Annotated in this window: 21 protein-coding genes; 11 read left to right on the top strand and 10 right to left on the bottom strand. The window is 69.6% G+C overall.

Annotation, left to right across the window (positions count from 1 at the left end; all coding sequences use genetic code 11):
* Positions 1–78 precede the first annotated feature (78 nt).
* The gene (gene uraH, locus WG922_RS04765) at positions 79–435 is read left to right on the top strand and encodes a hydroxyisourate hydrolase (protein WP_340281177.1); all 357 of its coding nucleotides are present in this window, start codon (positions 79–81) and stop codon (positions 433–435) included.
* A 31-nt stretch (positions 436–466) separates the two neighbouring features.
* On the opposite strand, the gene WG922_RS04760 is transcribed toward uraH, so the two are convergent.
* A complete protein-coding gene (locus tag WG922_RS04760; RefSeq protein WP_340281034.1) occupies positions 467–1,018 on the bottom strand; it encodes a hypothetical protein in 552 nt (183 codons plus the stop codon).
* A gap of 73 nt (positions 1,019–1,091) precedes the next feature.
* On the opposite strand from WG922_RS04760, the gene xdhC reads away from it, so the two are divergent.
* Together xdhC and WG922_RS04750 are read left to right on the top strand one after the other, a co-directional pair.
* On the top strand, positions 1,092–1,919 hold the full coding sequence (xdhC, locus tag WG922_RS04755; protein WP_340281032.1) for a xanthine dehydrogenase accessory protein XdhC: 828 nt from the start codon (positions 1,092–1,094) through the stop codon (positions 1,917–1,919).
* A 105-nt stretch (positions 1,920–2,024) separates the two neighbouring features.
* The gene (locus WG922_RS04750) at positions 2,025–3,263 is read left to right on the top strand and encodes a urate hydroxylase PuuD (RefSeq protein WP_340281030.1); all 1,239 of its coding nucleotides are present in this window, start codon (positions 2,025–2,027) and stop codon (positions 3,261–3,263) included.
* Positions 3,264–3,283: 20 nt separating this feature from the next.
* On the opposite strand, the gene WG922_RS04745 is transcribed toward WG922_RS04750, so the two are convergent.
* The 5 genes from WG922_RS04745 to WG922_RS04725 form a co-directional block, all read right to left on the bottom strand.
* Positions 3,284–6,241 (bottom strand): hypothetical protein, encoded by a 2,958-nt coding sequence (locus tag WG922_RS04745; protein WP_340281028.1) that lies wholly within the window; start codon positions 6,239–6,241, stop codon positions 3,284–3,286.
* Positions 6,242–6,419: 178 nt separating this feature from the next.
* Positions 6,420–6,833, bottom strand: a complete 414-nt coding sequence (locus tag WG922_RS04740; protein ID WP_340281027.1) for an acyl-CoA thioesterase — start codon at positions 6,831–6,833, stop codon at positions 6,420–6,422.
* Between the two features lie 20 nt (positions 6,834–6,853).
* Complete coding sequence (locus WG922_RS04735) at positions 6,854–7,861, bottom strand: Bug family tripartite tricarboxylate transporter substrate binding protein (protein WP_340281025.1); 1,008 nt, start codon at positions 7,859–7,861, stop codon at positions 6,854–6,856.
* A gap of 41 nt (positions 7,862–7,902) precedes the next feature.
* Positions 7,903–9,498, bottom strand: a complete 1,596-nt coding sequence (locus WG922_RS04730) for an indolepyruvate oxidoreductase subunit beta family protein (protein WP_340281175.1) — start codon at positions 9,496–9,498, stop codon at positions 7,903–7,905.
* A gap of 20 nt (positions 9,499–9,518) precedes the next feature.
* The gene (locus WG922_RS04725) at positions 9,519–11,672 is read right to left on the bottom strand and encodes an indolepyruvate ferredoxin oxidoreductase subunit alpha (protein WP_340281024.1); all 2,154 of its coding nucleotides are present in this window, start codon (positions 11,670–11,672) and stop codon (positions 9,519–9,521) included.
* Between the two features lie 84 nt (positions 11,673–11,756).
* Here WG922_RS04725 and WG922_RS04720 point away from each other — a divergent pair, with 84 nt between their 5' ends.
* The 3 genes from WG922_RS04720 to WG922_RS04710 all read left to right on the top strand — a co-directional run bounded on the left by WG922_RS04720 (position 11,757) and on the right by WG922_RS04710 (position 14,146).
* On the top strand, positions 11,757–12,677 hold the full coding sequence (locus tag WG922_RS04720) for a LysR family transcriptional regulator (protein ID WP_340281023.1): 921 nt from the start codon (positions 11,757–11,759) through the stop codon (positions 12,675–12,677).
* 31 nt (positions 12,678–12,708) lie between these two features.
* Positions 12,709–13,854, top strand: a complete 1,146-nt coding sequence (locus WG922_RS04715) for an alpha/beta hydrolase (RefSeq protein WP_340281022.1) — start codon at positions 12,709–12,711, stop codon at positions 13,852–13,854.
* Positions 13,855–13,996: 142 nt separating this feature from the next.
* On the top strand, positions 13,997–14,146 hold the full coding sequence (locus WG922_RS04710) for a hypothetical protein (RefSeq protein WP_340281021.1): 150 nt from the start codon (positions 13,997–13,999) through the stop codon (positions 14,144–14,146).
* A gap of 141 nt (positions 14,147–14,287) precedes the next feature.
* Here WG922_RS04710 and WG922_RS04705 read toward each other — a convergent pair whose 3' ends face one another.
* Both WG922_RS04705 and WG922_RS04700 read right to left on the bottom strand, forming a co-directional pair.
* Positions 14,288–14,689, bottom strand: coding sequence for a hypothetical protein (locus tag WG922_RS04705; protein WP_340281019.1), 402 nt, complete (start codon positions 14,687–14,689; stop codon positions 14,288–14,290).
* Between the two features lie 12 nt (positions 14,690–14,701).
* A complete protein-coding gene (locus WG922_RS04700; RefSeq protein WP_445322789.1) occupies positions 14,702–14,971 on the bottom strand; it encodes a GlsB/YeaQ/YmgE family stress response membrane protein in 270 nt (89 codons plus the stop codon).
* Positions 14,972–15,218: 247 nt separating this feature from the next.
* Here WG922_RS04700 and WG922_RS04695 point away from each other — a divergent pair, with 247 nt between their 5' ends.
* Positions 15,219–15,437, top strand: coding sequence for a DUF3606 domain-containing protein (locus WG922_RS04695; RefSeq protein ID WP_340281017.1), 219 nt, complete (start codon positions 15,219–15,221; stop codon positions 15,435–15,437).
* A gap of 240 nt (positions 15,438–15,677) precedes the next feature.
* On the opposite strand, the gene xdhB is transcribed toward WG922_RS04695, so the two are convergent.
* Positions 15,678–18,077: a xanthine dehydrogenase molybdopterin binding subunit gene (xdhB, locus tag WG922_RS04690; protein WP_340281015.1), complete on the bottom strand. Its 2,400-nt coding sequence runs from the start codon at positions 18,075–18,077 to the stop codon at positions 15,678–15,680.
* The gene (gene xdhA / locus WG922_RS04685; protein ID WP_340281013.1) at positions 18,074–19,564 is read right to left on the bottom strand and encodes a xanthine dehydrogenase small subunit; all 1,491 of its coding nucleotides are present in this window, start codon (positions 19,562–19,564) and stop codon (positions 18,074–18,076) included. Before xdhA ends, xdhB begins: the two co-directional genes overlap by 4 nt.
* A gap of 113 nt (positions 19,565–19,677) precedes the next feature.
* Here xdhA and WG922_RS04680 point away from each other — a divergent pair, with 113 nt between their 5' ends.
* The 4 genes from WG922_RS04680 to WG922_RS04665 are packed head-to-tail and all read left to right on the top strand — an operon-like array spanning position 19,678 to position 24,167.
* The gene (locus tag WG922_RS04680) at positions 19,678–20,613 is read left to right on the top strand and encodes a LysR family transcriptional regulator (RefSeq protein ID WP_340281011.1); all 936 of its coding nucleotides are present in this window, start codon (positions 19,678–19,680) and stop codon (positions 20,611–20,613) included.
* Entirely contained in the window at positions 20,610–22,148 is a 1,539-nt protein-coding gene (locus WG922_RS04675) for an ABC transporter ATP-binding protein (RefSeq protein ID WP_340281010.1), read from the top strand. Before WG922_RS04680 ends, WG922_RS04675 begins: the two co-directional genes overlap by 4 nt.
* Positions 22,141–23,247, top strand: a complete 1,107-nt coding sequence (locus tag WG922_RS04670) for an ABC transporter permease (RefSeq protein WP_340281009.1) — start codon at positions 22,141–22,143, stop codon at positions 23,245–23,247. The genes WG922_RS04675 and WG922_RS04670 overlap by 8 nt, the downstream gene beginning before the upstream one ends.
* Complete coding sequence (locus WG922_RS04665) at positions 23,247–24,167, top strand: ABC transporter permease (RefSeq protein WP_340281008.1); 921 nt, start codon at positions 23,247–23,249, stop codon at positions 24,165–24,167. Before WG922_RS04670 ends, WG922_RS04665 begins: the two co-directional genes overlap by 1 nt.
* Positions 24,168–24,180: the final 13 nt, after the last annotated feature.

The raw sequence follows: 24,180 nt of genomic DNA, 5'->3' as shown, positions 1-24,180 counted from the left end.
ACTTCTGTAGACGATCCGGCCCTGGTGGATGCCCGCACCCGCGACGGCAGCGGCGGCCGAGACGATGTGGAGGACACCATGGGATTGAGCACCCACGTGCTGGACACCATGCACGGCACACCCGCCGCCGGCATGGGCGTGGAGCTGTGGCGCACCGACGCCGCCGGGGCGCCGCAGTGCGTCAAGCGCTTCACCCTGAACGCCGACGGCCGCAATCCCGACGGTCCGCTCTACGACAACGCCGGCCTGCAGCGCGGCACCTATCGGCTGGTGTTCGAGGTGGCGGCCTACTTCCGTGCGCGGGGCGTCCAGCTGCCGGACCCACCCTTTCTCGACCGCGTCGGCCTCGACTTCGGCGTGGCGGACACCGCCCAGCACTACCACGTGCCGCTCCTGTGCAGCCCGTGGAGCTACTCGACCTACCGCGGCTCCTGAGCCGCCGCACCTGACGGGCGCACGCGTGGCCTCAGTCCTGTCCCTCGGTGAGCGTGTCCAGCTGGAAGCGGCCGCTCTTGTCCCACAGCCAGGTGTCGGTGTAGGTCACACGGCCCATGCGCACGGGGCGCGGATAGGGGGCCGACGCGCGCACCATGCGCTCGATCTCGGCCACCACCTCGGGCGCGTGGCGCGGCGCGCGCAACCAGTTCAGCCGACGCGGGTGCCCGTTGCCGTCGAGATCGACTTCGAGCACCCCGACGGCGTACAGCATGGGCGGCAGACGGCCGGTGAAGACGCGCTCGCGGTGCAGCGCGTAGAGGTGGGCGGCGGCATCGCGCCGGTAGTCGCGCGGGGTGCGGGCAGCCGAGACCTGCGGCGCCGGCGGTGCCACCGCCGCGATGGGTGTGCCGTCCACCCGGGCGGGTGCGGGGGCGCCGGGACCGGGCGGCGGCGGTGTGCCGGCGACCGTCGCACGCGGCGGCGCGGGTGCGGACGGGGCGATGCCGCAGGCGGCCAGCACGCTGGCGAGGCCGCTGGCGGCGAGGGCGCGAAGGCGCCCGATGGCGCCGGCTGCTTTCATGGGGGCTCCTGCAGGACGCGCGGCCTTCGCGCGTCACCGCCACGAGCATACTGGGCGCGAGGAACGCGACCGCATGAATGACCTGCTCAGCCCCCGCCTGCCGGAGCTGCTGGCCCGCCAGCCGGCGGTGCAGGTGCGCGTCGCACGCACCGAAGGCTCGGCCCCGCGCGGGGCGGGCACCGTGATGCTGGTGTTCCCGCGCGAGGTCTTCGGCACCATCGGCGGTGGCCAGCTCGAGTTCCAGGCGATCGAGCAGGCGCGCGAGCGGTTGCGGGGCACGGCGCCGGCCGACGCCGAGCCGGTGCGGTACCCGCTGGGCCCCAGCCTGGGGCAGTGCTGCGGCGGCGTGGTGTGGCTCGCCTACGAACGCATTGAACCCACCGGGGCTGCGGCCTGGATCGACCAACTGCAAGGCGCGCAGCAGCCGGTGGCCCTGTTCGGCGGCGGCCACGTCGGCCGCGCGCTGGTGCGGGTGCTCGCCACGCTGCCCTTTCGCATCACCTGGATCGACAGCCGCGACGAGATCTTTCCCCCTGGCCTGCCGCCCCAGGTGCGCTGCGAACAGAGTGACCCGGTGCAGGCCGCCGTGGCCGACCTGCCCGCGGGCGCGCTGGTCCTCATCATGAGTTTCAGCCACGCCGAAGACCTGGACATCGTGGCCGCCTGCCTGCGCCGCCGCCGCGAGCGCGCCGACCTGCCCTTCGTCGGCCTGATCGGCAGCCGCACCAAGTGGGCGACCTTCCGCAGCCGCCTGCGCCAGCGGGGCTTCGACGACGGGGAACTGGCGGGCGTCACCTGCCCCATCGGCATCCCGGGCATCCGCGGCAAGGAGCCGGAGGTCATCGCGGTGAGCGTGGCGGCGCAGCTGCTGCAGCGCCAGGCAGGCGCAGAAGCTGCTTAAACTCGGCGGGTCGGTCGCAGCGGTGCCCTTCGAGGTTCGCGGCCCATGTTGCTGCTCAGAGCGCCCGCGGTGGTGAGCAGTGCTGAAGGTCTTCGAACGCCCGCCATGGAAAGCTATCTCCTCGACTGGTCCAACCTGCTGCTGCGGTGGCTGCACGTCATCACCGCCATCGCCTGGATCGGCTCCTCGTTCTACTTCGTCTTTCTCGATTCGAGCCTCACGCCGCCCGAGGACGACGACCTCAAGAAGCAGGGCGTGAGCGGCGAGCTCTGGGCGGTGCACGGCGGCGGCTTCTACCACCCCGTGAAGTTCGCGGTGTCTCCGCCCACCCTGCCCAAGCACCTGCACTGGTTCTACTGGGAGGCCTACACCACCTGGATGTCCGGCTTCGCGCTGCTGGTGGTGCTGTATTTCTGGAACGCACGCGCCTACCTGATCGATCCGGCCCGCATGGACTGGGCGCCGCCCGCAGCCATCGCGACCGCCCTGGGATTCCTCGTCGTCTTCTGGCTGCTGTACGACCTGATCTGCCGCGTCTTTGAAAGCCGCGCCAAGGGCGACACCATGGTCGGCGTGCTGGTGGCGGTGCTGGTCGTCGCCGCCTCGTGGCTGGCCTGCCAGCTCTTCGCCGGCCGCGCCGCCTTCCTGCTGGTGGGCGCGATGATCGCCACCGCCATGAGCGCCAACGTCGCCATGTGGATCATCCCCGGGCAGCGCAAGATGGTCGCCGCCATCGGCGAGGGCCGGCCCGTCGATCCCATCCACGGCAAGCGCGGCAAGCAGCGCAGCGTGCACAACACCTACTTCACGCTTCCGGTGCTGTTCGCCATGCTGTCCAACCACTACAGCTTCACCTGGGGCCACCCGAACAACTGGCTGGTGCTGGTCCTGATGATGGCCGCCGGCGCCGCCATCCGGCAGTTCTTCGTGCTGCGGCATGGATGGAAGCTGGGGCGCAACGGGAATCCGGCGGGGTATGCGGTGGTGGGGGTGGTGGTGATTGCGGCGACGGCCTGGTGGATGGCGCCGGCGCCCACGGTGTCAGGGCCGGCGAGGGCGGCGTCGCCGGGTGCGGCTCCCTCGGCGTCTTCCGCGGTTGCGGCCCCCAGTTTCGCCGCCGTGCAGCAGGTGATGGCCCAGCGCTGCGTCATGTGCCACGGCGAGCAGATGCAGATGAAAGGCGTGCGCCTGGATTCGCCCGAGGCCCTCCGGCAGCACGCCCAGGCGGTGTATCAGCAGACCGTGGTCACGCGGCTCATGCCGATGAACAACGCGACGGGGATGACGGAGGAGGAGCGGGCGGTGGTGGGGGCGTGGTTCAGGGCGGGGGCGAAGGGGGAGTAACCGGAGCGCTGCTCGTCGGCCTATTTCGCATCCTTTCGGTTGGTCGGCGGTGCAACAACGCTCGGCGGTTCCGAGCTGGCCGGCGGTGTGTACACATTTGCCCCTAGTGATCGCAGCCCGTGGACTGCACCACTCACGCCCAGCTCGACTTTCCGGCTCGTGGCAAGCGCGCTCCTAAAGAACCGCATGTCAGCTTCTTCTGTTTCTATAGCCGCCTTGATAGCGCGAACGCGGGCATCGAGGTCTTGCGCCAGTAGCCCGCTGCGTGCTGGTTCGATTCCTTCCACTTCCACGCGATTTGCAGCCATTGCTGCGGCTAGTGCATAGGAATCCTGTTGTTCTCGCAGCTCCGCTGCGTCGGCGAGAGCTTCGCCGTCTTCGATCTCTTGAGCTACAGCCCTGGGCAGCTCGCCGTCGAGTTCGTCTGGCGAATACCAATCCGCATCCACCGTTCCCCTCGGCGATTCGCGGTCCGTTGAGGAGCTTGAGGAGACTGAGGAGACTGAGGAGACTGAGGAGACTGAGGAGACTGAGGAGACTGAGGAGACTGAGGAAGTGGACGAACCAGTGACAGCGCCAGCGCCAGCACCAGCACCGGCAATCGAGATCGACGAAGACAAATCGGCTTTGCTTCTCGCGAACACAGTCCGTGCCACCGCAAAGATGGCGTGGCGGACGGCGTCTTTATTCTTCAACTGCTCCGCCACGCTGTCGGGGTCCAGCTCCCCTGTTTCCTTCAACAAGACATCGAGCAGGCGATCCAGCTGCGTATCTGTCGCTGCACTCAGCTGAGCGGGTGCAATCGAGTCTGTCCAGTTCGCCGAGGTTGATGGCGCACCGTGGGCAAGGGCCTTGAGCGCTGCATCCAGAATCTCCTGGTAGTCCTGTTCGCGCATCTGGCCAGGACGCCTTGGCAACATGCCGGCTTCCGCAAAAAAGGGCTGGAGCCGATCGAGCAAGCTGATCAGTGCCTCTCGACGCTCGGGCACCATGGGTTGCGTTGCGAAACCTTTAGCTCCAACGCTCTGTAGCGTGTTCGGCCCCGGCGAAGAGGTCTGCGAGCCACCGGCAAAAGCATCGCCATCGGCAGGGGCGTCGGCGGCGGCATCGGACGGGAGTTGATCGACCACCGGCTGGTCCGAAGGCAGGCTGCTGCCTGCATTCACAGGGCCAGTTGGTGCGGGTGCTGACTGCGCAATTGCAGGCTCCGCGGGGCTCGGCGCGCGCACCTCCGCCAAGGGCGGGCGAGATGCGGAGGGCACGTCAAGCTCGGCCAGAGCCCTGCGGAACGCAGCCTCCGGGTCCTCAGCGGGAGCCGAAAAATCGCTCAAGGGTTGAGAAATCGAGGAACCGGCATCAGCACCGTGCGCGGATTCAACCGGATCGCGGTGGGGTGCGGGTGGCGGGGAATCAGAGGATGAACGGCGGCCGGCGTTCACCACGTCTGGCTGCGCCTCGGAAGAATTCAACGCGCCCGTCTCCAGCGACGGTGGGCGGGCTTCTACGGACGCATGCGCAGGCGGATCTTGCTCCGTAGGTGATTGGTCCGAGTAGAAAGACTCGTCCGCCTCCTCGTCCTCGCTATCTGACGCATTCCCGCCATCATCAACAACATCATGGTCGCGTTGCGCGTAAGTGCCGACACCCGCAACGTCATCGGCATCGGCATCGATGTGCTCGTCGCTGAAGGCAACTTCGTTCGACGGCGAGCCATTCGAATCGGAGGTGCGCGGAGACGAGGGGTCACTGGACAGGCCGGAGAACGGCACCTCGTTTCTGGCCGATGCGGGATCTGGAAGATCGGCGTTGGGATCAGATGAATCATCGCTGTCCTGCTCGCTCGCACCATGCCTCTGCACGGGCGGGTCAGCCGCCGCCAGTGAGGAACTCGAAGAGCTTGAAGAACGCGAGGAGCTGGGCAGGGCCGGCGAAGACCTGCTGCCTGTGTCCAAGGCGCGAGGGGAGGACCGGGGGTCAAAGTTACGGTCATCAAGAAACTGGTCTTCTGCGGCGCCAGCGCTAGTTGGAAGCGCTAATGGAACGCCAAGCGGAGGCGGGCGGCCGGTGGAGGGCCTGCAATCGAGGGATCCGCGGGAGGCCGCAACGGCAGACTCATCCGAGCACGGACGGTCGAGGCGCAGGTCGCGCATGGATCCATTCGCGCCCGGAAACGGACTTTCCGATCCCGAGGCCGATGCCGATTGCGGCTGCGGCTGTGGTCGTTCCAGCAGCGGGCTCGGTAGCAGCGCCGAGGTCAGCGGCCGCGCCAGCGGCCGTGGTGACGATGCAGAAGAGGACGGAGTGCTTTCAAACAAGCTGCCGTAGTGCTCTAGTCTCCCGTTCGTTTTTCGCGCCAGGTCTGCGATCGTCCGATTCACGATCACGTCTCCTTCGGTCTTGCTTTCCCGATAGGCAACCTTCATGTTCCGCGCCTGATGTTCGAACACGTTGACCAGTGCGGAGGTGAACGCCTCGAGCTGCCAGTTGTGAAGACTTCCAACACGATGCAGGTCGGCTTGCTTTCCAAGGAAGTTGAGCGCGACCTCCGGCAGACGTGCCTGGTCATGGCGTGACGCGAGGTACGCGCGCTCACACTGCTTCAGTGCTTGGGCGTAGTAGTCGTTCCACTGGCCAATCGTCGGCTTCTCCGGCCAGATGCGCTCGGCAAATTCCGAGGACCGGTGCTTCCTGTCCAGGCCGGAGTTCCCATCATCGGCGTACACCACACCGACTTCCCGGCCCGCATGGGGGCGCTCAGGCGCCAGCGAGGCGTCAGGTGTTCGCTCGAGCACGGTTGCGGCGGGAAGGTCGGAAATTTCCTGCGGCCGAATGTTGGTGGCTGCCGCAGGCGCGGGTTGCGCCAGAGGAGTTGGTCCGCTGCGAGAAGCTGCGCTGCCAGGTCGCGCCCCCTCCGCCGGCACGAGATTCAGATGACGCCAGGGGCTCCAATGCGAAGCATTGCGGGGGTGGTCAGTCATGACTTTCCTTGCGGATGAGTAGCGCACCAAAGCTAGCACATACGCGCTTTTCGCGGGAGACGAATAACCCGATAGTGTTCTTATAGGGGTGCTCCCTGTCAGCTGCAAACCTCAGCTGCAAACCTCCCCCCCCCCCCTGCGGCGCCGACTCAGACGAAGAGAAACCCAGGCCCTCCCGTCAGCTGCACGCTTCCCGAATCCCCTCCGGCACCGGCCACGCAAAGATGCTCCCATCCTCCCGCCGCCCCGCGAAGATGCGCACCTCGTCGCATTCCATGATCGCGTCGTCCCCCCGCGTCACGCGGTAGCGCTGCACGAAGCTCTTGCCACGCCACTCGGCCACGCTGGTGTGGATCTGCAGCGTGTCGCCATAGCTCGCCGTCTTCATGAACTTCGCGTGCGTATCGACCAGCGGCGTGCCGATGACGCCCAGATCCTTGGCGGTCTGGTGCCAGGGCGGGACGCCGCATTCGATGAAGAAGTGCCGCGAGGCCGCGTCGATCCAGCGGAAGAAGTTGGGAAACCAGACGATGCCGGCGGGATCGCAGTCGCCGAACTCGACGCGCTGGGTGTAGATGACGGTCTTGCTCATCGCGGCGCCTGTGCCCTCACTCATTCCGCCGCGATCTTGCGTTCGCGGATGATGGCGCCGAAGCGCTTCGAGTCCTCCGCCGCGCGCGCGGCAAACTCGGCCGGCGTGAGCGGCAGTGCCTCGCCGCCCATGGTGACGATGCGGTCCTGAATGGCCTTGGTGCCCAATGCCTTGTTGATCTCGCGGTTCAGGCGCGCGACCACTTCCGGCGGCGTGCCGGCGGGCGCGTAGAAGCCGAACACGCTGTCGGCGTCGAAGCCCTTCAGGCCGGCTTCATGCAGCGTGGGCACATCCGGGAACAGCGGCGAGCGCTTGGGGCTGCCCACGGCCAGCAGCTTCAGGCGGCCGCTGCGCGCGTGCTGCAGGCCGATGCCCGGGTCGAAGTAGAAATCGATCTGCCCGGCCAGCAGGTCCTGCAGCGCGGGCGCCGCGCCGCGGTAGGGCACGTGCACGGCATACACGCCCGCCTGGCTCTTCATCATCTCGGCCGCGAGATGGGGCGAACTGCCATTGCCGGGCGAGCCGAACGAGAGCTTGCCGGGGTTGGCCTTGAGGTACTGCAGGAACTCCTGCACGTTGTTGGGCGGCAGCTGCGGCTTGGCCATCAGGTACACGGCCACGCGCGCGGCGCTGGCCACCGGCACCAGGTCCTTGGCAGGGTCGAACGCCATCTTGGCGTACAGGTGCGGGTTGATCGACACCATGCCGCCCGAGCTCATGAGAAGGGTGTAGCCGTCGGCCGGTGCGCGGGCCACCGCTTCGCCGCCGATGTTGCCGTTGGCGCCGCCGCGGTTCTCGATGACGACGGGTTGGCCCAGGGCTTCCGAGAGCGGCTGGCCGATCGCACGGGCCAGCGTGTCGGCAGCGCCGCCGGCGGGGAAGTTGACGATGACGCGCACCGGCTTGTTCGGCCATGAGCCGGCCGGCTGCGCCTGCACGCCGACGCTGGCGAGCGCACCGGCGGCGAGTGCGGCGCCGAGCAGGGCGCGGCGACCAGCGGACGGTGCGATGGTGTCTTTGTTGTTCATGTCAGGGTCTCCTGGGGTGTAGTTCGTGGTGGAAGGAAAGCTCAGGCCGGCTGCCGTGCCGCGGCCTTGGGGGTGCGAACAAATCGGATCGGCTGCTCCTTGACCGGCCGCGGCGGCGCGCCGTGCTGCACCAGCGCGGCGTCGAGCGCGCTGCCGGCCTCGTCCTTGAGCGCGGCGGTGCGGGCGGCGGCGATGGCCGTGGCGCTGTCCTCGGCCGAGGGGCCGTGGGCGAGGTGGTCCAGCACGTGCAGCAGGTTCTCCTTGCCGCGTTCGTTGGTGGCGCCGTAGCCCTTGATCAGGCGACCGCACAGCGCGATCTCATGGCCCAGGCGCCAGCCGCGGCGGGTGCCTTCGACCACGCCCTGCAGCCAGCGCTCGATCATCTGCTGCTCCATCGCGAAGCGGCTGCCGCGCACGCGCAGCCACTTCATGCTGGCCAGGGTGCGCAGCGCCACCATGCCGCGCAGCGAATGCGTGCCGACCTTCAGCGGCATGGCCCAGGCGTCCTTGCCGGAGGCGATGCGCTTGCGGTCCCAGGCCGTAAGGCGCTGGGCGAGTGCCGGCGGCAGCAGGGCGGCGAACTCGGGCACGCCGGGCTTGAAGTGGTCCCACACCTGCAGCAGGTCCTCGTCTTTCGCCTTCACCTCGCCGCGCACGCGCTGCCAGCGGCTCGCGCGGCTTTTCAGGTCGGCCACGCGCACGATGTCGTCGAACGCCATCCACAGCGCCAGCCAGCGGGCCATCTCGGTGGTGGTGGCGAAGCCCTGTGCGCCGGCGGGATCGGCCGCCTGTTCGGCCTCGAGCACGCGGGCCAGGCGCTGCACGTACAGCTCGGCATAGGCCGGCCCCTGGTAATCGACCAGTCGCGCATGGCCCAGGGCCAGCATGCCCTGCACCGGCTGCGGAAAACGGGCGGCCACGGCGGCCGGCAGCGGCCTCGCGGTCGGCGCATCCGGCGTGTCGTCGGCCATCAGCTCCTGCACCAGCACGGCCTGCTGCTGCGCCTGGCGCACGATGTCGAAGGCACGCGCGAAGCCGCGCAGGCTGGCCTTGGCGGTGGCGGCGCCGCCCTCGTTGATCGCGGCCTCGTAGTCTTCGCGGCGGAACGGAAAGAGCCCGCTGCCGGCGATGGCGCCGAGCATCACGGCGCTGACGATGGTGCCGCACTCCTTGGCGACGGCGGCCATGTCGAAGACGTGGTGCTCGCGGCTGTGGTGGCGCACCACCTCCATCAGTGCCGCGTTCTCCAGCCGGCCATCGCCCATCTGCATGCGCTCGGCGGTGGTGAAGCTGCGGCTGCTGGAGGTGATCACCCGCGTGCGGGTGGCCGAGCTCATGCCGTTGCCGATCTGGCGCGCCGTCTCCAGCAACTCGGACGACACCAGCGCGTCGAGCGCGCCGGGCACCGGGTTGAGGCTGAACACGGGGCGGCGGCCGGCCAGTTGCGCGGCCGGCCGTGGGAACACCTCGATGTAGTAGGTGGTGGCCCCGGTGCGCTGCGCTACGCCGGGGATCGAAGTGCTCTGCGCCGGGTAGCCGGCATGGCGCGCGGTCTCGATCAGCCACTCGGTGAGCACGCCGCCGCCTTCGCCGCCGAGCGCGCACACCAGCAGGGTGATGGCCTTGTCGTTCGTCATCGTCATCTCCATGCCCTCGTTCAGGCGGGCTGCAGGGCGCGCACCAGGCCGCCGCGCAGGCTGGCCCACAGGCGTTCGTGCCACTTGGGGTTCTGGATCACCTCGGCCCGGTAGAAGCTCGGGCACAGGGTGGCCGCGTGCGCGTTGGCACCGCACAGGCCGCAGCCGACGCAGCCGTCGATCACGGTGGCGACCGGATCCACCTTGAGCGGGTCTGGGTTGTCCTTGAGGGTGAGGGTGGGGCAGCCCGAGAGCCGGATGCAGGCATGGTCGCCGTTGCACACGTCTTCGTCCACGCCGTACTTCACGCGCATCACGCGCTCGCCTTTCTTCAGCAGGCTGGCCAGCCATGGCTTCAGGCGCCGCTGACGCTCCAGCTGGCACTCGCCCTCTGCCACGATCACCTTCAGGCCGTTGAAGCTGGAGGTGAAGGCGTCTTTCAGGGTGTCGCGCATCTCGGCGACTTCGTAGGTGTGCACGGTGCGCATCCACTGCACGCCCAGGCCCTTGAGCGTGGACTCGATGGTCTGGTTGGTGTGCACCATGCTCTGGCCCTTGTCGGCGGCCACGGCCTTGGCCTCGTCCATCGGTGTGGAGATCAGCTCCTGCGTGCCGGTGGCCGAGGAGTAGCCGTTCTTGAAGATCAGCAGCACCGCGTCGTCGCCGTTGAACAGGGCCGACTGCACGCCGGTGAGCAGGCCGTTGTGCCAGAAGCCGCCGTCGCCCATGATGGCCAGCGTGCGCCGCTGCATCATCGGCGAGACCCCTGCGCGGCTCGCCAGGCTCATGCCGTAGCCCAGGATGGAGTGGCCGGTGTTGAAGGGCTCGAAGGTGCCCAGCGCGTGGCAGCCGATGTCGGCGGCCACGTGCACCGGGCCCACGTCCTGCTGCGCCAGCTTGAGCGCCGCGAACACCGGGCGCTCGGGGCAGCCGACGCAGAAGGAGGGCGGGCGCGGCGGCAGCGGCGCATCGAGCTGGCGGGCCACGGCGCCGCGGCGCTCGCGGTTGCCTTCGAGCCAGCCGCGGGCCGAGTCGATCGCGGCGCCCGGCAGGTAGGTGCCGGCGAACTGCGTCAGGCCCGCGGCCAGCACCTCGACGCTGTACTCGCCGCCCTGGGGCAGCCAGTCCTTGCCGTGCAACTTCGTCTGGATATCGCGACGGCGCAGCAGCGTGGCGATCTCCTGCTCTATGTATTCGGGCTGGCCCTCTTCGACCACGATCACCGCGCGCTTGCCGATGCAGAAGTCGGCCACCTGCTCGGGCACCAGCGGATAGGTCACGTTGAGCACCAGCAGCGGGATGTCGCACTCGCCGAAGGCGTTGGCCAGCCCGAGCTGCTGCAGGCTGCGCACCAGCGCGTTGTAGAGGCCCCCCTGCACGATGATGCCGAGGTCCTCGTGCGCTCCGGGCATCAGCTCGTTCAACTGGTTCTCGACGATGTAGCGGCGCGCGGCGGGAATGCGCTGCTCGTGCTTGAGCTTTTCCTGGGGGAAGGTGACCGGCGGGTGCGCGAGGCGCATGTAGTCGAACTTGGCCGGGTTCGCCATCAGCTGGCGCGTGGACACCTGCGGCGGCTGGTTGGCCTTGGTCTCGAAGCTGCCGCGCACGTGGCAGGCCCGGATGCGCAGCTCCAGGATGGCCGGCATGTTCGACGCCTCCGACAGGCGAAAGCCGTGCTCCACCATGTTCACCATCACCGGCAGGTCGGGGCGTGGGTCGAGCAGGCACATGGTCGATTTCAGCGCGAAGGCGTGGGTGCGCTCCTGGATCACCGAGGCGCCCTCGCCGTAGTCTTCGCCCACCACGATCAGCGCGCCACCCGTCACGCCGGGCGACGAGAGGTTGGACAGCGCGTCCGACGCCACGTTGGTGCCGACGATCGATTTCCAGGTCACCGCACCGCGCAGCGGGTAGTGGATGGATGCGCCCAGCATGGCCGCGGCCGACGCCTCGTTGGAGCAGGCCTCGACGTGCACGCCGAGTTCGTCCATGTAGGGCTTGGCCTGCACCATCACGTCGAGCAGGTGCGACACCGGCGCACCCTGGTAGCCGCCGACGTAGGCCACGCCCGACTGCAGCAGCGCCTTGGTGATGGCGAGGATGCCCTCGCCATGGAAGGTCTCGCCGTCGCCCAGGCGCAGCGACTCGATTTCCTTGCTGAATGAAACTTCCACGGCTTGTCTCCCAGTGCGGGGCCCACGTGGGCGCCCGAAGTCAATCGCGGGAGTGTCGGCGCTTCGCCGTCATCAATCAATAAAATGACCCGACTAAGCGGAATAAGCAGCGTGCATATCAACGAGATCGACCTCAACCTGCTGCGGCTGTTCGACGCCGTCTACCGCAGCCGCAGCGTGAGCCGCGCGGCCGAGCAGCTGCAGCTCACCCAGCCGGCGGCCAGCCAGGGGCTCACCCGCTTGCGCACGCTGCTGCACGACCCGCTCTTCATGCGCGCACCCGGCGGCGTGCAGCCCACGCCGCGCGCCGACCGGCTGGCCGATCCGGTGCGCCAGGCGCTGGCCACGCTGGAGCTGGCCCTGGCGGAAGCGGACGAGTTCCAGCCGCTGCAGTCGCGCCGCACCTTCCAGCTGCACCTGAGCGACATCGGCGAGGGCCGTTTCCTGCCGCCTCTCATGGCCGCCCTTCGCGCGCAGGCGCCGGGCGTGCGGGTCGAGGCGCGGCCCTGGCCGCGCGAGGAGCTGGCCGAGGGCCTGCACAGCGGCCGCATCGACTTCGCCTTCGGCTTCCTGCCGATGCTCAAGGACACCGAGCGCGCGCGCCTGCTCGACGACCGCTACGTGGTCGTGCTGCGGCGGGACCACCCCTTCCTGGCGCGGCGGCGCACCGGGCGCGCCCTGCTGGCGGCGCTGAGCGCGCTCGAGTTCGTCGCCGTGCGCACCCACGCCGACACCCGCCGCATCCTGCAGCTGCTGCAGCTCGAAGAGCGGCTGCGCCTGGTGACCGAACACTTCCTGGTGCTGCCGGCCATCGTGCAGGCGACGGACCTCGCGGCGCTGGTGCCGCGCGACATCGCCGAAGGCTTCGGCGAAGGCCACGCCATCGTCGAGCCGCCGTTCCCGCTGCGCGACTTCACGGTCTCGCTGCACTGGAGCCGGCGCTTCGAATCGGAGCCGGGCCACCGCTGGCTGCGCGGGCTGATCGGTGAGGTCTTCCGCTCGTAGCGCGCGCGCAGGGCTGGCACACTCGCGCCCCATGTCCGCACCGCAACTCGAACTCGCCGTCATCGACGTCAAACCCGGCGCCGCCATGGAAAGCCAGTCGGGCCTGGCCCTGCTGCGCCCGCGCATCTACGGCGCCTGGATGCAGCCCGCCGGCCCCCGGAAGGTGGCCGCCATCGTGATGCACCCCACCAGCAACTTCATGGGGCACTACCTCATCGAGCCGCTGGCGCGACGGGGCGTCGCCTGCATGGGGCTGAACACCCGCTACGCCGGCAACGACACCATGCTCCTCATGGAACGCGCCATCCAGGACCTGGGGGCCGGCGTCAAGTTCCTGCGCGCGCAGGGCTACGACACCGTGGTGCTGATCGGCAACTCGGGCGGGGCCGCGCTGGCCTCGCTCTACCAGGCGCAGGCCGAGAACCTCAGCATCGACACCCTGGTCGATGGCGACCCCGCCGGCCTGGCGAGCTCCGACCTGCCGCCGGTGCAGGGCCTGGCCCTGTGCGGCGCCCACGAGGGCCGCTCGCGCCTGATGCGCCGCTGGATCGACCCGTCGCTGACCGACGAGCACGATGCGCTTTCGCGCGACCCCACGCTCGACATGTACGACCCGGCCAACGGCCCGCCCTACAGTGCCGAGTTCCTGGCGCGCTTCGATGCGGCGCAGGACGCGCGGCTCGGGCGCATCGACGCCTGGGTCACCGAGCGCCTGGCCCTGCTGAGAGGGCTGAAGGAGCCCGGCAGCCCGCGCGACCAGACCTTCATCATCTACCGCACCCACGCCGACCCGCGCTGCCTCGACCTGTCCCTCGATGCCAACGACCGGCAGGTCGGCAGCGTCTGGGGCAACGGCGCGTCGGGGGCGCGGGCCGTCAACTACGCCGCCAGCCAGATGGGACGCATCACCTCGCTCACGGCCTACCTCTCGCAGTGGTCGCCGCGCAGCCGGGCCGACGGACCGTCCAATCTGGCACGCACCAGCGTTCCGGTGCTTCTTTTCACCTACACCGCCGACCAGTCCACCTTCCCCAGCACGCGCGAGGCGTGGATGGAGGCGGGCGGCACCCGCATCCGCAATGTCGATGTGGTCGGCGGCAACCACTACCTCGCCGGCCAGCCGCAGCTGGTGGAGCAGGTGGCGGACGAAATGGCCGCCTGGATGCTGGCGCTCTGAGCGCCGCGCCCTGTCGAGCTTGCGTGCTATCAGTTTGTCGCGTGTCGTCACCGTCCGACACGCCGTGTTTCAAACCGCTGACATACGCATGAGGCAGCCGCGCACGCGCACGGCTGGGCCACGCGCCGAGCATGGCTCCACCATGAAGATCCTTCACCTGCTCCACGTCACGCTGGCCTGCGCCTTCTACAAGTGGGCGCTGCGCGAAATCGACCCGCTCCACCCGGACGTTCCGCGGCTGCTGATGCGGCGACACCAGCTGGAGGAGCGGGCGCACCGCCTCTGGGCTTGATGCCAGGGCGCAGGGCGCCAGCCGGGTGAGCAGCGACCGCGATCGAGGCCGCCGTCAGCGTATCTCGTCATGGTTCCTCGGGCGGAGGAATGCTGGTGCGCCTGGCTCGTGGTACCCGTGAACAGTGGGAGGCGAGGGAACCTAGTGCGGCTCGCGCGCCATCGGCGTTGCTGGTGCGTGCCCGGCGCCGCATCCGGTTGAATGCGCGTGCGGGTCCGGCGCGGCGAGCAGCGCCTCACGCGCCTGCCGCTCGTCAATGCCCAGCCAGTAGCCGGTCGCCAGCGTGCGGGCGCAGCCAGCCAGCGTGCTGCCATGCGCGATGGACACCCGATAGGCCTCGACCTCGTACGCCAGCCGATGGCGCCGGCTGCAGGCATAGCGCCACCAGAACCGCAGCAGCCCGTCGCGGCGCATCTGCTCCACATGCACATGCTCGTGCGCCAGCAGGCCGGCGTCGTTGCGGTAGCGCGGGTGGATGACGATCAGGCGCGGCGCCAGCGTCATCCCGCAGGCCCAGACCAGCAGTCGGCTGTAGACGATCACGCTTGCGAGTTGTCAGGGGCGACGGCGGGTGCGGCTGCCGCGCAGCACGCCCACCAGCAGCAGCAGCACGATCGCGCCCAGCACCGACGCCACCCAGCCGGCCGCTTCGTACTGTCCGTAGAGCCCGAAGGCGGCGCCCACGAAGCGCGCGAGCGCCGCGCCCGCGATGCCGAGGATCGTGGTCATGATCAGGCCCATGCGGTCGTCGCCCGGCTTGATGGCCCGCGCGATCAGGCCCACGATGAAGCCGACGATGATGGTGCCGAGGATGGTGGTGATCATTGTGGTGGGTGCTTTTCGAGTGAACCTGTTCCGCATGCTAGGGGCGCGCCGTGCGGCGCGACTGTAGGCCGAGCCAGCATGGGGCCGTACGACACCGCCACGCTCGAGCCGCCCGGTGCGGCGCGGCGGCCCTCTCGTGCTCCCGTTGACGCGCGTGCGTCAACAGCAGCGTCCTACAGGGCAGCCGCACCTGCGTGCCTACCATCCTGGCCATCACAAGCGAGCACGCGCCAGGGAGGCCGGAAGAATGAAGAATGACCGACCGGCGGTACGCGAGAGCGACCGCATCGACACCAGTCATGACTACGCCGTATGCGCCTGGGCGCGGCATTTCAACGTGAGCGAGAAGCAGGTCCGCGAGGCCGTCGCCGCGGTCGGCGACCGGGCAGTGGCGGTGGCCCGCCACCTTCAGCCGAGCCGGCGCACGCAGGCCGGGGGCGTGTCGGAGCGGCCGAGCGGGGCGTGATCTCGCGCGCTCGCGCGACGAACACGGCGGCTCTCATCTTTTCTGCGCCGTCTTTCTGGCACGCATGCAGCAGGCGCAGGCACGCACCGCCTGCGCATGTCGGCGCTCGTGCGCGCACTGTCTCGCACTGTCTGAGTGGCGCAGCAGGCGGCGCCATAGCGCCGACGCCGGCTCGTGCGTGGCACCGATAAAGGGTTCTCTGCAAAGCCAACTGCTTACCGAGTAGAGCAGCCCATCCGCTCAGCCGCCTCCCAGCGCCCGCAGCACGTTCTCCGGCGTCGCCGGTGCGACCAGGCGCGATGCCTGCTCCGGCCCGGCGGCGGATGCGATCGCCTCCCGGATGGCTTCCCACACGCTGGTGGCCAGCATGAACGGCGGCTCGCCCACGGCCTTGCTGCCGCCCACGTTGTCCTCGGGATTGCGCTCGGGCCAGAGGTCCACCTTCAGGTGGGCGGGAACGTCGCCGGTGGCCGGGATCTTGTAGGTGCTGGGGGCGTGGGTGGCGAGCACGCCCTGGTCGTTCCAGACCAGCTGCTCGCAGGTGAGCCAGCCCATGCCCTGCACAAAGCCGCCTTCGATCTGGCCGATGTCGATGGCCGGATTGATGCTCGTTCCCACGTCGTGCAGGATGTCCACGGCGAGCACGCGCGTCTCGCCGGTGAGGGTGTCGATGGCCACTTCGCTGCAGGCCGCGCCATAGCTGAAGTAGTAGAACGGCCGGCCGGTGAGGGTCACCTTGTCGTAGTGGATCTTGGGCGTGCGGTAGAAGCCGTCGCTCCAGAGCTGGATGCGGTTCGCGTAGGCGAGCTTGACCACTTCGTCGAAGCTGCGCGTGGCGGTGGGCGACATCACCTGCCCGCCGCGAAAGCGCACCGCGCCGGCGCCGCAGCCGTCCAGCCCCGAGACGAAGGCTGCCAGGTTGTCCCGGATGTTGCGCGCGGCGAACTGCGCCGCGCGTCCGTTGAGGTCGGTGCCGCTGGACGCAGCCGTGGCCGACGCGTTGGGGACCTTGCCGGTTTCGGTGGCGGTGATGCGCACGCGCTCGAAGGGCACGCCGAGCTCGTCGGCCACGATCTGCATGATCTTGGTGTGCAGGCCCTGGCCCATTTCGGTGCCGCCGTGATTGAGCTGCACGCTGCCGTCGGTGAACACATGCACCAGCGCGCCGGCCTGGTTGAAGAAGGTGGCGGTGAAGCTGATGCCGAACTTCACCGGCGTGATGGCGATGCCGCGCTTGATGACCGGGTTGGCCGCGTTCCACCGGGCGATGTGCGCGCGCCGCTCCCCGTAGCGCGAGGTCTGCGCGAGCCGCGAGATCAGCGGCTCCAGGATGTTGTCTTCCACCCGCATCTGGTAGTGCGTGGTGTGCCGCTCCTCGATGCCGTAGAGGTTGCGCATGCGCACGGCCAGCGGGTCCATGCCCAGGTGCCGTGCGACGTCTCCCAGGATCGCCTCGATGGCGATCACCCCCTGCGGCCCGCCGAAGCCGCGGAAGGCCGTGTGGCTCTGGGTGTTGGTCTTGCAGCGGAAGGAGGCGATCTCCACGTCCGAGAGGAAGTAGGCGTTGTCGCTGTGGAAGATGGCGCGGTCGGCGACGGGCCCCGACAGGTCGGCGGAGAAGCCGCAGTTGGCCAGCATGGTGAGCTTGAGCGCGGTGATGCGGCCGGTGTCGTCGAAGCCCACCTGCCAGTCGTAGGCGAAGGGATGGCGCTTTCCCGTGACCATGAAGTCGTCGTCGCGGTCCATTCGCAGCTTGACCGGACGGCCCAGCTTGCGCGCGGCGAGCGCCGCCCACACCGCCATGTGGCCGGCCTGGGTCTCCTTGCCGCCGAAGCCGCCGCCCATGCGCCGGCATTCCACGGTGACGGCGTTGTTCTCCAGGCCGAGCGCGTGCGCCACCCAGTGCTGCACCTCGCCGGGGTGCTGGGTGCTGGAGTGGATGTGCCATTGCCCCTGCTCGCGCGGGATGGCATAGGCGATCTGGCCTTCCAGGTAGAAGTGCTCCTGGCCGCCGACCTCGAGCCGGCCTTCGAGGCGGTGCTTCGAGTCGGCGAGCGCCTGCTCGGGCTCGCCCCGGCGCACGGTGACGGGCGGCAGCACGTAGCTTTGCGCCGCGTGGGCGGTGCGCACGTCCAGCACGGCCGGCAGCGCTTCGATGTCCGCGCGCACCAGGCGTGCGGCGCGGCGCGCCTGCATCGCGCTGTCGGCGACCACCAGGCCGATCACCTGGCCCGCATGCTGCACGGTGTCGCGCGCGAAGATGGGTTCGTCGTGCACGAAGGTCGCGAGCACCGGATCGCCCGGGATGTCACCGGCCAGCACCACGCCGCGCACGCCGGGCAGCGCCAGCGCGGATTGCGCATCGATGCCGCGCAGCCGGCCGTGCGCCACCGGCGACAGGATGGGTGCGGCGTGCAGCGTGCCCTTGAGCTCGGGCAGGTCGTCGATGTAGGCAGCGCGTCCCGCCACCTGCGCGCGGGCGCTTTCGTGGAAGCGCGAGCTGCCGGTCGCCGGCGCGTCCGAGGCGGGCTGCGCGTGCGGCGAGATCGTGCCGGGGGCCAGGTTGCGTTCGCCGGCGTCCGCCGCGCCGCCGGGGCCACCGCCCGCGGATGCGGGGAAATCCTTTTCTCGGGCGTTCATGCCGCGACCTCCTCGAGCCGGAAGCTTTCCAGGTTGATGTGGCTCATGCCCTGGCTTTCCAGCCACAGGCGCCGGACGAGGTTGCCCAGCACCTCTCGGCGGTAGGCCGCCGAGGCGCGCATGTCGCTGATGGGCGCGAACTCGGCGCGCAGGCTCTCGGCGGCCGCGGCAGCGGCTTCTTCGCTCCAGGGCTGGCCGGCGAGCAGCGCCTCGGTCTGGCGGGCACGCGCCGGCGTGGCGGCCACGCCTCCGGCGCCGATGCGCGCCGCGACCACCCTGTCCTCGGCGAGCTGCAGGTTCACCACCAGGCACACCGCCGAGATGTCGTCGTCGTAGCGCTTGGAGATCTTGTAGGCCCGAAGGAACTCGCCGGGTGCCGGCCCCGGCACCTCGATGCGCGCGAGCACCTCGTCGGCGGCCAGCACGCTCTTGCGGTAGCCCGTGTAGAAGTCCTCGAGCGGCAGCGCGCGCTCACCGCGCACGCTGGCCAGCACCACGCGGGCGCCGAGCGCGATCAGCAGCGGCATCGAGTCGCCGATGGGCGAGCCGTTGGCGACGTTGCCGCCGAGCGTGCCGGAATTGCGCACCGGCAGTCCGGCAAAACGCTCGGCGAAATTCTTGAGCTGCGGCCGCTGCGCCACCAGCGCGGCGAAGGCGTCGGTGAGGGGCGCCGAGGCGCCGATGGACAGGCCCGCCTCCGCAGCGGATGCGTCGCCCGGCGGCGCCCACGGTTCGATGCGCCGCATCTCGGCCACACGGGTCACGTCCAGCACCTGCGGGTAGTGGCGGTGCAGCTTGGTCACCCAGAGCCCGACGTCGGTGCAGCCGGCCACCAGCTGGGCTTCGGGGTGGGCAGCGCGCAGGCTGAGCAGCTCTGACAGGCTGGTGGGGGCGAGGTACGCGCTGCCGGTGGCACCGCCGCTGCCGGGCACGAGGGCGCGCAGCTGCGCCAGCAAGCCCGGCTCGTCCACCGCCACGCGCGGAAGCTCGGCCATTTGTGTCGCCGCCTCGAGGATGGGCCGGTAGCCGGTGCATCGGCAGAGGTTGCCCGACAGCTCGGCCTGCGCGAGCTCGCGGCTCACGGCCTTGCCCCGGCAGACGTGGTTCTGGTACATGCCGAACAGGCTCATCACGAAGCCGGGGGTGCAGAAGCCGCATTGCGAGCCGTGGCACTGCACCATCGCCTCCTGCGCGGGGTGCAGGGCGCCGTCGTCGGCCGCGAGGTCCTCCACCGTCCACAGGGCCATGCCGTCGATCGAGTGGGCCAGGCGGATGCAGCTGTTGATGGCCCGAAAGCGCAGGGCATCGCCCTCGGGTTCGGCCAGCACCACGGTGCAGGCACCGCAGTCGCCTTCGCCGCAGCCTTCCTTGGTGCCGCAGGCGCCCAGGTCCTCGCGCAGGAGGTCGAGCAGCGTACGGTCGGGTGGTACATTGCCGAGCGATACGAGCTCGCCCCGGCGGATGAATCGGAGGGTCTTGGCTTCCATTGGCAGTTCAGTAGGTGACGTTGCGGCGGCTTTCGCGCGCGAGTTTCAAGATTAGAAGAGCGGGGGCGGCCGCCGCATAGGCGCCGCCGTATGACATCCATGCGAACCCAGGTATGAGAGAACCCGCGCTGTTCGACAAGATCGATCTCCACCTGATCAGGATCCTGCATACCGTGCTGACCGAACGAAGCGTATCGCGCGCCGCGCTTCGGCTCGGCATGTACCAGCCGGCCGTCTCGGCCGCGCTCAAGCGCCTGCGCGAGGCCGCGGGCGACCCCCTTCTGGTGCGTTCGGGCTCGGCGATGGTGCCCACGGATGCCGGATTGCGCATGATCGGTCCCAGTGCCAGCATTTTGCGTGCCGCCGAGGTGCTGTTCTCCGACGCCCGCGCGTTCGAGCCGGCCACCAGCGGCCACACCTTCCGCATCGCCGCCAGCGACTTCATGGATCCGCGCTTTCTGCCGATGCTGGTGCAGCGCGTGAAGTCGCAGGCGCCGGGCGCACGCATCGAGATCGAGCCCTTGTCCGAGCAGGCCGACTGCCACGCCCAGCTCGCGCAGGGGCTGGTCGATGTGGTGGTGGGCAACTGGCTGGAGCCGCCGGGGGCCCTGCACCGCGGCGAGCTGCTGCAGGACGAGGTGGTCTGCCTGGTGGCGCGCGACCATCCGGCGGTGCGCCGCCCCTGGACCGTGGAGGACTGGCTCGCGGGTGAGCACATCGCCCCCACCCCCACGCACCCCGGCGCGCGCGGCGTCATCGACGAGCACCTGGGGCGCCTGGGCCTGGTGCGCAACGTCACGGCGCGCTGCCCGCACTTCGGGCTGATCCCCGACATGGTGGCCCGCAGCCTGCTGGTGCTCACGACGGGGCGCAAGTACTGCGAGCGTTTCACCGGCGTGCTGCCGGTGACAATCCTGCCCTGCCCGCAGCCCTTTCCGCCGCTCACGTACTACCAGCTGTGGCACGAGCGCAGCCATGCCTCGGCCGCGGCGCGCTGGCTGCGCGAGCGGATCCGGCAGGCGGCCACGGCCCTGGACCACGAACCATGACCACCACCTCACGGCTGCAACTGGCCGACATCACCAAGCGCTACCCCGCCGTGGTGGCCAACGATCGCGTGTCGCTGCGCGTCGCGCCGGGCCAGATCCATGCGGTGCTGGGCGAGAACGGCGCGGGCAAATCGACGCTGATGAAGATCATCTACGGCAGCGTCAAGCCCGACGAAGGCCAGGTGCTGTGGAACGGCCAGCCGGTGCATATCCGCAACCCGCAGGAGGCGCGGGCGCTGGGCATCAGCATGGTGTTCCAGCACTTCAGCCTGTTCGACACGCTCACCGTCGCCGAGAACGTCTGGCTGGGACTGGACAAGCACCTGTCGCTCGCCGAAGTCACTCGCCGCATCGAGGCCAAGGCCAGCGAGTACGGGCTCGACCTCGATCCCAGGCGGCCCGTGCACACGCTCTCGGTGGGCCAGATGCAGCGCGTCGAGATCATTCGCGCGCTGCTCACCGACCCGAAGCTGCTGATCCTCGACGAGCCGACCTCGGTGCTGACGCCGCAGGCGGTCGAGCGGCTGTTCGTGGTGCTGCGCCAGCTCGCCTCGCAGGGCTGCAGCATCCTCTACATCAGCCACAAGCTGCACGAGATCCGCGAGCTGTGCACCGCCTGCACCGTGCTGCGCGGCGGCCGCGTGACGGGCGAGTGCGACCCGCGCGAGGAGACCAACGCATCGCTGAGCCGCATGATGATCGGCGCCGAGCCGCCCGAGCTCGAGCACCGCGCGCGAACGCCCGGCGAGACCGTGCTGCGCGTGCAGGGGCTGCGCCTTGCGCGCGAGACGCCCTTCGGCGCCGACCTCGAGGGCATCGACCTGGAGGTGCGCGCCGGCGAAGTGGTGGGCATCGCCGGCGTATCCGGCAACGGCCAGCGTGAGCTGCTCTACGCGATTTCGGGCGAGGACACCCGGGCCGATCCCGCGATGGTGCAGATCACCGGCCAGCCGGCAGGGCGGCTGGGCCCGGGCAGGCGCCGCGCGCTGGGCCTGCACTTCGTGCCGGAGGAGCGCCTGGGCCGTGGCGCCGTGCCCGCGATGAGCCTCGCGCACAACCTCATGCTCACGCGCCGCGAGGCGGTGGGCGCGGGCGGCTGGATCCGCATGGGGGCCCTGCAGCGGCAGGCGCGCGGCATCATCGAGCAGTTCAATGTCCGTGCCGGCGGCCCCGACGCCCTCGCGCGTTCGCTCTCGGGCGGCAACCTGCAGAAGTTCATCGTCGGGCGCGAGATCGACGCCCGGCCGCGGCTGCTGGTGATCTCGCAGCCCACCTGGGGCGTCGATGTCGGCGCCGCGGCCCAGATCCGCGGCGAGATCCTGCGGCTGCGCGACGCCGGTTGCGCGGTGCTGGTGGTCAGCGAGGAACTGGAAGAACTCTTCGAAGTGAGCGATCGATTGCACGTCATTGCCAAAGGAAGACTCTCGCCCGCCGTGGCGCGCGAGCAGGCCACCGTCGAGCTGGTGGGGGAGTGGATGAGCGGCCTGTGGGACCGCCCCCACGACGAAGCCGCGCGGGAGGCAGCCCGTGTTTAAGCTCGAACCCCGGCCGCAGGCCTCGGCCTTCTGGAGCATCGCGTCGCCGCTGCTGGCGCTGGCTATCACCGTGCTGATCGGCGTGCTGCTGTTCGTCGCGCTCGACAAGGACCCGGTGCGCGGGCTGCAGCTGTTCTTCTGGGAGCCGCTCAAGTCGCGCTACGCCCTGGGCGAGCTGATGGTCAAGGCCACGCCGCTGCTGCTGATCGCGCTCGGGCTGGCTGTGTGCTTCCGCTCGAACGTCTGGAACATCGGCGCCGAGGGGCAGTTCATCCTCGGGGCCATCTGCGCCGGCGGCATCGCGCTGCTGGCGGGCAAGGACACCAGCCGCTGGATCGTGCTGGCGATCCTGCTGGCCGGTGTTGCGGGGGGCATGTTCTGGGCGGGCATCACGGCCTTCCTGCGTGACCGCTTCAACGCCAACGAGATCCTGGTCAGCCTGATGCTGGTGTACGTCGCGGTGCAGCTGCTGGTGTGGCTGGTGTTCGGCCCCTGGAAAGACCCGCGCGGATACAACTTCCCGCAGACCGCCACCTTCGAGGCGGTGACGCAGATCCCCCGGTTGATGCAGGGCTCGCGCGCGAGCATCGGGCTGCTGATCGCGCTGGCGGGCGTGGCGGTGTTGTGGGTGTTCCTCTTTCGTACCCGCGCCGGTTTCGCGCAGCAGGTGGGCGGCCTCGCGCCGGCGGCGGCGCGCTACGCCGGGTTTTCGTCGCGCAAGGCGCTGTGGGTGGCGCTGCTCGCCTCGGGCGGCGCGGCGGGCCTGGCGGGCGCGCTCGAGGTTGCGGGGCCGATCGGGCAGCTCACGCCCTATGTGCCGGCCGGCTACGGCTTCGCCGCCATCATCGTGGCCTTCGTCGGGCGGCTGCACCCCGTGGGCATGGTGTTCTCGGCCATCCTCATGAGCATGTTCTATATCGGCGGCGAGCTCGCGCAGTCGCGGCTCGGCCTGCCCAAGTCGATCACCGGCGTCTTCCAGGGGCTGCTGCTGTTCACGCTGCTCGCCTGCGACACGCTGCTGGCCTGGCGCATCCGCCGCACCGGGAGCCGGGCCGCCGCGCCCGCCGGCACCGCCACCACCACCCAGGGAGCCGCGTGATGGACGCCTACGCACTGCTGCTGGCCGCCACGCTCAACGCCGGCACCGTGCTGGCCATCGCCTCGCTGGGGCTGTTGATCAACGAGAAGGCCGGAATCGTCAACCTGGGCGCCGAGGGGATGATGCTGTGCGCCGCCATCGCCGGCTTCGCCGCCGTCGTGCACACCGGCAGCGACGTTGCCGGCTTCGTCGCGGGTGCGGCCGCCGGCGCCGCGCTGGCGGCCGTCTTCGGCTGGCTGGTCATCTGGCTCAACACCAACCAGTACGCCACCGGGCTGGCGCTCAGCCTTTTCGGCGCCGGCTTCTCGGCCTTCGCCGGCATCTCCTACGTGCAGGAAAAGCTGCCGGAGCGGCCGCGCTTCGCGATCCCCGTGCTCGGCGACGTGCCGCTCATCGGCCCGGCGCTGTTTCGCCAGCACCCCATGGTCTATCTCACCATCGCGTTCACGGTCGGTCTCATCTGGTTCCTCTACCGCTCGCGCGCCGGCCTGGTGCTGCGCTCGGTGGGTGAGTCGCCGGACTCGTCCCATGCCCTGGGCTATTCGGTGCGGCGCATCCGACTGGCGGCGGTGGTCGCAGGTGGCGCGCTGTGCGGCCTTTCGGGCGCCTACCTGTCGGTCATCTACACGCCCCTGTGGGTCGAGGGCATGGTGGCCGGCAAGGGCTGGATCGCGCTGGCCCTGACCACCTTCGCCACCTGGCGGCCGGCGCGGGTGCTGCTCGGCGCCTACCTGTTCGGGGGCGTGACCATGCTGCAGTTCCACCTGCAGGGACGGGGCGTGGACGTGCCCTCCGAATTCCTCACCATGCTGCCGTACCTGGCCACCATCGTGGTGCTGGCGCTGATGTCGCGCAATCCCACGTGGATCCGGGTGAACATGCCCGCATCCTTGGGCAAGCCCTTCCATCCCGGCTCATAATTTCGGGCTGTAC

Source organism: Ramlibacter sp. AN1015 (assembly GCF_037726105.1).
Lineage (GTDB): Bacteria > Pseudomonadota > Gammaproteobacteria > Burkholderiales > Burkholderiaceae_C > Ramlibacter.
This window is presented reverse-complemented; position numbering and strand designations above follow the sequence as displayed.